This is a genomic window from Frigoribacterium sp. AC759 (assembly GCF_979256015.1).
In genome coordinates this window covers 1-8,630 of sequence record NZ_CEEDMT010000043.1, presented here as the reverse complement: position 1 = coordinate 8,630, position 8,630 = coordinate 1, and the positions used below count along the sequence as shown (strand labels likewise).

The window sequence follows — 8,630 nt, the reverse complement described above, 5'->3', positions numbered from 1 at the left end:
GGGCGGCAGGGCGCGGGCCGGGGCAGCAGGGCGCGGGCCGGGGCGGCAGGGCAGCGCGGGGTACGGCGGGCGGCCCGACCGCTCAGCTTGGCCCTCGCGCGCGCCGCTGCTGTACATCTGGATCAATGACCGATCCCCGCTCCCTGCCCTACCCCCTCGGCGTCACCCCGCTGCCCGACGGCGGCGCGCACGTCGCCGTGTACTCCGAGACCGCCGACCGCATCTGGTTCTGCCTCTTCGACGACGACGGCACCGAGACGCGCTTCGAGCTCCACGCCCGCACCGGTCACGTGTTCCACACCGTGGTCGAGGAGGCGCGGGTCGGCTCGCGCTACGGCCTCCGTGTCGCAGGCCCCTGGGACCCTGCGAACGGCGTCCGCCACAACGAGAACAAGCTGCTGCTCGACCCCTACGCGACCGCCCTCGACGGCACGTTCGACTGGGGTCAGGCCGTCTTCGGCCACGACATGAACGAGCCCGAGACGCGCGACGACACCGACTCGGCCCCCGCCATGCCGCGCAACGTCATCGCCGACCGCGACTTCGACTGGGGCGACGACGAGCGCCCGCTGACGCCGATGGAGGACACCGTCGTCTACGAGGTCCACGTCAAGGGCTTCACGAAGCAGCACCCCGACGTGCCCGAGGAGATCCGCGGCACCTACGCCGGCATGGGTCACCCGGCCGCGATCAAGCACTTCACCGACCTCGGCGTCACCGCGGTCGAGCTGCTGCCGACGCACCAGTTCGTGCAGGACAGCCACCTCGAGGAGAAGGGCCTCCGCAACTACTGGGGCTACAACTCCATCGGGTTCTTCGCCCCGCACGACGAGTACGCCTCGAAGGCCGCCGGCACGCGCGGCGGTCAGGTGGCGGAGTTCAAGCAGATGGTCAAGGACCTGCACGCGGCCGGTCTCGAGGTGTGGATGGACGTCGTCTACAACCACACCGCCGAGGGCAACCACATGGGCCCGACCATCTCGTTCAAGGGCATCGACAACGCCGCCTACTACCGCCTGGTCGAGGGCGACGAGGGCAACTACTTCGACACCACCGGCACCGGCAACAGCCTGAACGTCAGCCACCCCGCCGCACTCGGTCTGATCATGGACAGCCTGCGCTACTGGGTCACCGAGATGCACGTCGACGGCTTCCGCTTCGATCTCGCGACGACGCTGACCCGTCAGGGCGGCGAGGCCAGCGAGCACAGCGCGTTCCTGACGCTGATCCACCAGGACCCGGTGCTGCGAAGCGTCAAGATGATCGCCGAGCCGTGGGACACCGCCGGCTACCAGGTGGGCGGGTTCCCGGCCGACTGGTCGGAGTGGAACGGCAAGTTCCGCGACGACGTCCGCGAGTTCTGGAACGGCGAGCCCGGCGTGCTGTCGACGTTCTCCGACCGGGTGCTCGGCAGCCCCGACGTCTACGAGGCCGACCGCCGGTCGCCGCTGTCGAGCGTCAACTTCGTCACCGCGCACGACGGCTTCACGCTCGCCGACCTGACGAGCTACGCCGAGAAGCACAACGAGGAGAACGGCGAGGACAGCCAGGACGGCGAGAGCGACAACAAGTCGTTCAACGGCGGCGCCGAGGGCCCGACCGACGACCCCGCGGTGAACGAGTACCGCGACCGTCAGCGCCGCAACTTCCTCGGCACGCTGCTGGTCAGCGCCGGGGTCCCGATGATCCTCGGCGGTGACGAGATCGCCCGCAGCCAGGGCGGCAACAACAACGCCTACTGCCAGGACAGCGAGATCTCGTGGTTCGACTGGGAGCGCGCAGACCGCGACCTGCTCGCCTTCACGACCGAGCTCATCACGCTCCGTCGCGAGAACCCGGCCCTCCGCCCCGACTGGTTCCGCTACGCCCCCGAGGTCGAGAGCGACGACCACGTGCAGGTGCGTCGCGCCGACGACCACTCGTTCACGAGCGGCGACTGGCAGCAGGGCGAGAACAAGGCGATCACGTTCGTGCTGACCCACAAGGACGCCGACGCCTTCGCCTACCTCGTCAACGGTTCGACGGCCGTCGTCGAGTTCAACGTGCCCGACGCGCCCCACGGCGAGTGGGAGCTCGCGCTGTCGAGCGACCCCGGCCAGCAGGTCGAGGGCGCCGTCACGACGCTGCTCGTCCGCGACGCGAGCTTCACCCTGCTGCGGAGCCGCGCCTCCTAGGCACGTGCCGCACCGCGCCTCCTCGGCCGCCGGTCAGGAGGCGCGGTGCCGGCGCCGCCCGCACGTCTCGACCCGGCGGTTCAGGAGGCGCGGTGCCGGTGCCGCCCGCATGTCGCGACCCTGCGGTTCAGGAGGCGCGGTCCGGCCGCAGAGGGCGGTCGCAGCGACGTCGGAGGCCGACACGCAGAAGGGCCCGCGCCGCCGGTCGGCGGAACGGGCCCTTCGTGTCGTGCGGGGGTCAGGCGGAGGCGAGCTCCGACCGGGTGCCGCGCAGGAAGTCGGCGTAGGTGGGCTCGCTCGAGGCGGCGGGCGTCTCGGGCTGCGAGGCGAGCCCGGTGGAGGCGCGGCGGCGCTTCGGGTACGCGGTGATGCGCACGGCCGAGACGCCGACCTCGCGGCGGTAGAAGCTCTCGCTCGACGTGTCGACACGGCTGCGGATGTGCGCGACGAGCGCCTCGTGCGAGAGGCGCTCGAGGGATGCGGCGCTCATCGGGCGTCCGCCGCGAAGAGGGCGGCCAGGTCGAGCGGCTGGGTCTCGGCCAGGTCGAGGACGGCGGGGGAGGAGATCGAATCGGGGGTGGAGATCATGGTTCAACTCATTTCTGGTGTCCCTGTGGTCACCGTGAGGGGAACTGGTGTCGCACCGCCGTGAACCGGTGCACCGTCACTCTCGCACCGGCTCCGAGGGTCGTCCAGTCGCCGACGGAGTCCGTTCGCATCATGGACAACGGGGTTCGTCGGCTGTCTCCGCCGGTGCCGAAGGGGCGGGCCCGCGTCAGCTCCGCCGCCCGACGAGGGCCTCGCCGAGGCGCTCGGTCTCGTCGTGGTCGACGACCAGCGCGACGCCGTCGAGCGATGTGAGGGGCGCGATCTGCCGACCGCTGGAGACCAGCCAGAGCGCGTCGGCCCGACGCACCTGCTCGAGCGTCAGCAGCGCGTACTCGACGGTCACTCCGCGTCGTCCGAGTGCGTCGAACGCGGCCGCCTGGGTCGTGCCGGCGAGGATCCCCTGATCGGTGCGCGGCGTCACGTACCGGTCTCCGAAGCGGGCGATCAGCGAGGCGGACGGACCCTCGAGCGCGTAGCCGTCGCTGCTGACGAAGAGGACGTCGTCGGCACCGCGCCGGGCGGCCTCGCGCAGCACGCTCTTGTTGACGGCGTACGACAGCGTCTTGGCCCCCTGCAGCAGCCACGGCGACGTCTCGGCCACGTCGTGCCGGTAACCGCGGTCGAGCGAGACCACCGAGATGCCCTGTCGGCGCTCGGGCGCGGGGTCGTCCATCACGGCGGTCCGCACCCAGGCGGTGGGGGTGCCGTCGCCGCCTTCGATGCCCCGGGTGACGACGAGCTTCTGCAGCAGGAACGGAGCCGGCTCGTGCGCGGCGGCCGAGGCGAGGCACGCGGCGCGGAAGACGTCGAGGTCGAGCTCGGGCAGATCGAGCATGGCGGCCGACCGCGCCAGGCGCAGGAGGTGCGGCTCGAGCGCCTGCACCGCCCCGTCGACGACGCCCAGGCCCTCGAAGACGCCGTCGCCTCGGGTGACCCCGAGGTCGGTGACGTGGATCGTCATGCTGTCGGGGTCGACGAGCCGGAAGCCGACGTCGCCGGGGCCCCGGGGCGGCGTGCCCCGCATCGGCCGGTCGACGACGACGAGGGAGGCGGGGGGCAGGTCGGACACGGCGGTTCTCCTCGGTCGGCGGCGGTGGCGCTCTCGGACCAGGATGCCCGAAGCCGTGACGCCCCGTGATCACCCCGCCGACGTGACGGGACGAAGCGTCCGACGACGGAGCGGGGGAGGGAGGATCGCAGGAGGCGCGGGGGAGAACCAGGGAGTCGCGAAGGAGGTGCGGGTCAGCCGCTGAGGGGGTGCGACGCCTCGTTCGATGTGCCGGCGGCAAGTCCGCCGACGAACTCGCGCAGGGTCTCGTCGGCCGCGCGGGTCGGAGCCCAGCCCAGCTCGCGACGGGCCTTCTCGGTCGACATCGCCGGGATCTTCGCGGCGATGTCGAGCCAGCCGGGCTCGGTCGGCTGGAGGCGCAGCAGCCAGGTCACGAGCGCGGCGGTGCGGAGCACCCGGTACGGCACGGGCACGACGCGGCTGCCGAACGCCTCGGCGATCGAGTACGAGTCGACGAGGGGCTCGGCGGCGAGGTTGAACGCGCCCCCGGCCCGCCGGTCGATGGCGCGCCAGAAGGCGTCGGCGACGTCGTCGGCGTGCACCACCTGCGAGACGAAGCGGGGCGACAGCGGCAGGAACGGCGGTCGGAACCGGCTGAGCCAGGTGGTCGGCACCCAGCGCCCGGCGAAGAGCCCGACGATCTCGCGCGCCGCCGCGGCCTGGAACACCAGCCCGGGGCGCATCCGCGTCACGACGACGTCGGGGTGCTGCCGCGAGAACCCGTCGAGCACGCTCTCGTTCGTCGCCTTGTACGACGAGTAGCTCGAGTGCCGCACGCCGCGCGTCTTGTACGACTCGTCGACCCGGCGCCCCTTGGGGCCGCGGCTGTAGGCGCCGACCGAGCTGGCGATCAGCACGTGCGGAACCCGGGCGCGCACGACGGCGTCGAGGACGTGGGAGGTGCCGGTCACGTTGGTCCGGTACATGGCGTCGCGATCGTGGCTGGGTTGCAGCGCCCACCCGAGGTGGACGACGGCGTCGGCCCCGGCGAACGCGGCGGCGAGCTGCTCGGGGGCGGCGTCGTCGCCGATGTCGATGCCGAACCAGGTGACGTCGCCGTAGGGCGGCGAGGCCGAACGCGGCCCGCGGCGTGCGACACCGGCGAGCTCGGTCACGCGGGGCTCGGCCTGCAGGCGCCTGAGGAGGGCCGTGCCCAGATTGCCCGTGGCTCCGACGACGACCACGCGCATGCGGGCTCCTCCTGGTTGTGCGACAAGGGGTGCGGGCGCTGCCCGCGTGTGCTGCGAGCGTACGCCTCCGGGCTGGACGGCCGGGGTGCCGGGCCCGCCCGCAGGCCCTCCGGTCGTCATCGTCATGCGGCTCGTGTCAGTCGCGCGGCTCGGGTCAGTCGCGCGGCGGCCCGGCCTCCGCGGCGATCCGCTCGACCGTGTCGCGATCGAGTGAGAAGACCTCGTCGCCGTCGTGGGCGTCGTACACCCGCACGACCGTCGATCGGACGCCGCCGACGTGCCCGCCGCCGGGCTCGACGTCCATGGGCTCGACGTCCATGGGCTCGATGTCCACGACGACGAAGCCCGACCCGCGCACGGCGCGCTCCGTGCCCTCCGGCGCCGCGACGTCGGTGTCGTTGGCGACCCCGGGGGCCACGATGACGGGCACGCCGGCGAGGTCGCCGACGATGTGGTGGTGGTAATGGCCGGCGAGCACGACCCTGACGTCGGTTCCGTCGATGACCGCAGCCAGCGCCTCCGGAGCGCGGAGGGCCAGGGCCTCGTGCAGCGTGGTCGGTGCGGGCAGCGGCGGGTGGTGCAGCACCAGGACGGTGCCCCGCGCGGCGGGGGTCGCGAGCAGATCGCGCAGCAGATCGAGCTGGCGCGGGCGGAGGTCGCCGTAGCCGGCGCCCGGCACGGAGGTGTCGAGCCCGATCACGCGCCAGCCGTCGACCTCGACGACGCGGTCGAGCGGCGCATCGGGGTCTCCGTCGAACACCTCGGCGAAGCCCGCCCGCAGATCGTGGTTGCCGGGCACCAGCGCGACGGCCGCACCCCGTGGCGCCGCCCAGGCGTCGAGCCGACCGCGCAGCTGACGGTAGGAGGCGCTGCTGCCGTCGTCGGACAGGTCGCCCGACCCGACGAGCAGTCGCACCCCCTCGACCCGCCCCGCCTCGGTCAGCACCCGGTCGAGCGCCGCGGTGGTGTCGACGACGCCCTGGTGCAGGGTGCCGTCGCCGGTCAGGTGGGAGTCGCTGACATGGACGAGGCGGAGGGCCCCCGGCGCGAGTGGCTGCATGAGGTCAGCGTAGAGACGGCCGCCGACATCCGATCGCGACGGGCCGCGACGCGGGCGAGCGGGGTCAGTGGGCGAAGTCGTCGGCCGGGGCGAGGCGGGCGTCGACGCGGCGGCCGAGCTCGTCGAGCACGGCCGTCACCTCGGCCCACTGCGTGCAGGTCGGGGTGTTCGGCTCGACGTACAGGCCGTAGAACCAGTGCGGCAGCGCGAGCACCTCGACGAGCACCGTCTCGCTGCGGTCGAAGAACTGGGTGCGGTCGCGGCGCAGATCACCGGCGGTGAGCCGCTCGCCGGTCACGTGGTGGAACCCGGCGCGTCGCAGCGCCCGCGCCGTCAGTCGTGCCGACAGCCGGGGCGACGCCTGGCGGGTGGCCCGGTCGCCGACCACCGCGCGCACGTGCGCGAACACGAGCTCGGCGTCGTGCACGGCGTGCGGGCCGTCGCCGGGCGAGGTGCTCATCGTGTCACTGTGCCACCCGGCGCCGAGCCCGACGAGGCCCAGTTCGGGTCGCCCCCGGACGGGAGTCGCGGATGGGGACGCCGCAAGGGGTTCCGTCGGCGGTCGACCGGTGCCATGCTGCCGTCACCGACGAAGAGGAGCGATGATGCCCACCCAGCTCACCCCGTACCTGGCCTTCCGCGACACGGCGCGCGAGGCGCTCGACTTCTACCGCTCGGTGTTCGGCGGTGAGTACACGGTCAGCACCTTCGGCGAGTTCGGCGTGGGCGGCCCGGCCGAGAAGGACCGCCTCATGCACGGCCAGCTCATCGCGGCGAACGGCATGCTGCTGATGGCCTCCGACCGCCCCGACGACATCCCCCTCGAGAGCGAGAACTCCATCTCGCTGTCGCTGTCCGGCGACGACGCCGACGAGCTCACGGCCTACTTCGCCGGGCTCTCGGAGGGCGGCGCCGTCGGCGTCCCGCTCGAGAAGGCCCCCTGGGGCGACAGCTTCGGCATGGTCACCGACCGGTACGGCATCCACTGGATGGTCAACATCGCCGGCGAGGCCGCCTGAACGCCGCCCGCCGCTGCCGGCGCCGACCACTGCCGCCGCCCGCCGCTGCCGGCGCCGCCCGCCGCCGCCGGCGCCGACCGGCGAGAATGGCGGGATGGATGACACCGCCCGCTGCCCCTGCCTGAGCGGAGACGTCTACGGCGACTGCTGCGGCCCCCTGCACCGCGGTGCCGCGGCGCCGACCGCCGAGCGTCTGATGCGCTCGCGCTACACCGCCTACTCGCTGCGCGACGCCCCCTACCTCGCCGCCACCTGGCACCCGTCGTCCCGGCCGACCGCGCTCGAGGTCGAGGCCGGCACCCGCTGGTTCCGGCTCGACATCGTGCGCACCGAGCGCGGCGGTCCGTTCGACGACACGGGCGTCGTAGAGTTCGAGGCGCACTCGAAGACCGACGGCGAGGTGCACGTGCAGCACGAGGCGAGCCGGTTCGTGCGCGACCGCGATCGGCGCTGGCTGTACCTCGACGGCGACGTCTCCTAGGCCGACGCGCCCCGGGCCGGTGCCCCGGGCGTGCTGCCCGACGTCTCCGGGCGGCCGAGAGCCCGCGGCGCGGGAGCCAGCCGCTGCGAGTCGCGGGCCGGCGCGAGGAGCGTCGCGCGCCTCCCTCGCTCGTCGGGTTCCGTCGCGCTGCCGAGCACCTGCAGCCGCTCGGGCGTCCGCACCCTGATCGACGCCGTCCAGGCGCAGAGCAGCGCATCGAGGAGGTCCTCCCGGTGCTTGTAGGCCCGGTCGACGAGCGGCGAGGGCTCGTCCACGAGGAGGCGCGACACCGTGTGCGACGCGAGCGACAGCGGCGGGGTGGCCGAGTCCAGGGCACTCATGCGGGCGATCAGGTCGTCGCAGACCGCGGCCCGCGCGGCCCGGCGATCGGCGAGCGGCAGCGTCGTGTCGGGTCGCTTGTAGCGCGGCCGCCGGGTCTCGTAGCCCAGCTCGGACATGCCGACCAGCGTCGTGTACGGGTAGCACTCGAAGTACGACGACCGACCGGCCGGCACCTCGGCCACGCCGTCGTCGTAGACCATCCCCGCCGACTCGAGGCGCTCGCCGAGGGTGCGACCGCCCAGCCACGCCAAGGAGGCGCTGCTCGCGTTGGCCGCGACGTGCCAGCGACCGTAGGCGCGAGCCACCTCCCGCTCGCTCGGCCGCATGCCCGTCGCGTTCGGCACGAGCACCGGGGCGTCGATCGCGATCGACGAGCCCGGGGTCGCCCAGGCGCCGATCCACTCGACGACCTCGTCGACGCCGCGCGCCCAGCCGGCGTCGAGCACCGTGCCGTCGGCGTCGATCACGGCGAGACCGGTCTCGTTCGCGGGTCGCGCCGGGGTCGAGTCGCGCCAGGCGAGGTCGATGCCGACGAAGCGGGGTGAGGTCACGTCGGGGACGCTACCCGCGCCTCCTCGGCTCGGGGCTTCGGTGGGTTTCGGTGCTAGCCGGGTGGTTCGGCGGGTTCCCGTGCTCGCCGGGTGCTTCGGCGGGTTCCCGTCCTCGGCGGCGGGTCAGCGCTGACC

At 73.3% G+C, this 8,630-nt stretch carries 9 protein-coding genes; 3 read left to right on the top strand and 6 right to left on the bottom strand.

Annotated features, from left to right (window positions below):
- Window positions 1-125 precede the first annotated feature (125 nt).
- A complete protein-coding gene (gene glgX, locus ACZ6JE_RS14800) occupies window positions 126-2,174 on the top strand; it encodes a glycogen debranching protein GlgX (protein ID WP_464319430.1) in 2,049 nt (682 codons plus the stop codon).
- A 238-nt stretch (window positions 2,175-2,412) separates the two neighbouring features.
- On the opposite strand, the gene ACZ6JE_RS14795 is transcribed toward glgX, so the two are convergent.
- The 5 genes from ACZ6JE_RS14795 to ACZ6JE_RS14775 all read right to left on the bottom strand — a co-directional run bounded on the left by ACZ6JE_RS14795 (window position 2,413) and on the right by ACZ6JE_RS14775 (window position 6,562).
- Window positions 2,413-2,664, bottom strand: a complete 252-nt coding sequence (locus ACZ6JE_RS14795) for a hypothetical protein (RefSeq protein WP_463463452.1) — start codon at window positions 2,662-2,664, stop codon at window positions 2,413-2,415.
- A 285-nt stretch (window positions 2,665-2,949) separates the two neighbouring features.
- Complete coding sequence (locus ACZ6JE_RS14790; protein WP_192060723.1) at window positions 2,950-3,852, bottom strand: aminodeoxychorismate lyase; 903 nt, start codon at window positions 3,850-3,852, stop codon at window positions 2,950-2,952.
- 173 nt (window positions 3,853-4,025) lie between these two features.
- Window positions 4,026-5,042: an NAD-dependent epimerase/dehydratase family protein gene (locus ACZ6JE_RS14785; RefSeq protein ID WP_464319429.1), complete on the bottom strand. Its 1,017-nt coding sequence runs from the start codon at window positions 5,040-5,042 to the stop codon at window positions 4,026-4,028.
- A 154-nt stretch (window positions 5,043-5,196) separates the two neighbouring features.
- Entirely contained in the window at window positions 5,197-6,102 is a 906-nt protein-coding gene (locus tag ACZ6JE_RS14780; RefSeq protein ID WP_464319428.1) for a metallophosphoesterase, read from the bottom strand.
- 64 nt (window positions 6,103-6,166) lie between these two features.
- Window positions 6,167-6,562: a hypothetical protein gene (locus ACZ6JE_RS14775; RefSeq protein ID WP_243216368.1), complete on the bottom strand. Its 396-nt coding sequence runs from the start codon at window positions 6,560-6,562 to the stop codon at window positions 6,167-6,169.
- A gap of 145 nt (window positions 6,563-6,707) precedes the next feature.
- On the opposite strand from ACZ6JE_RS14775, the gene ACZ6JE_RS14770 reads away from it, so the two are divergent.
- Together ACZ6JE_RS14770 and ACZ6JE_RS14765 are read left to right on the top strand one after the other, a co-directional pair.
- Window positions 6,708-7,121: a VOC family protein gene (locus ACZ6JE_RS14770; protein ID WP_464319427.1), complete on the top strand. Its 414-nt coding sequence runs from the start codon at window positions 6,708-6,710 to the stop codon at window positions 7,119-7,121.
- A gap of 94 nt (window positions 7,122-7,215) precedes the next feature.
- A complete protein-coding gene (locus ACZ6JE_RS14765) occupies window positions 7,216-7,602 on the top strand; it encodes a YchJ family protein (protein WP_243216596.1) in 387 nt (128 codons plus the stop codon).
- On the opposite strand, the gene ACZ6JE_RS14760 is transcribed toward ACZ6JE_RS14765, so the two are convergent.
- The gene (locus tag ACZ6JE_RS14760) at window positions 7,599-8,495 is read right to left on the bottom strand and encodes a DUF429 domain-containing protein (RefSeq protein WP_464319426.1); all 897 of its coding nucleotides are present in this window, start codon (window positions 8,493-8,495) and stop codon (window positions 7,599-7,601) included. The genes ACZ6JE_RS14765 and ACZ6JE_RS14760 overlap by 4 nt on opposite strands.
- Window positions 8,496-8,630 lie beyond the last annotated feature (135 nt).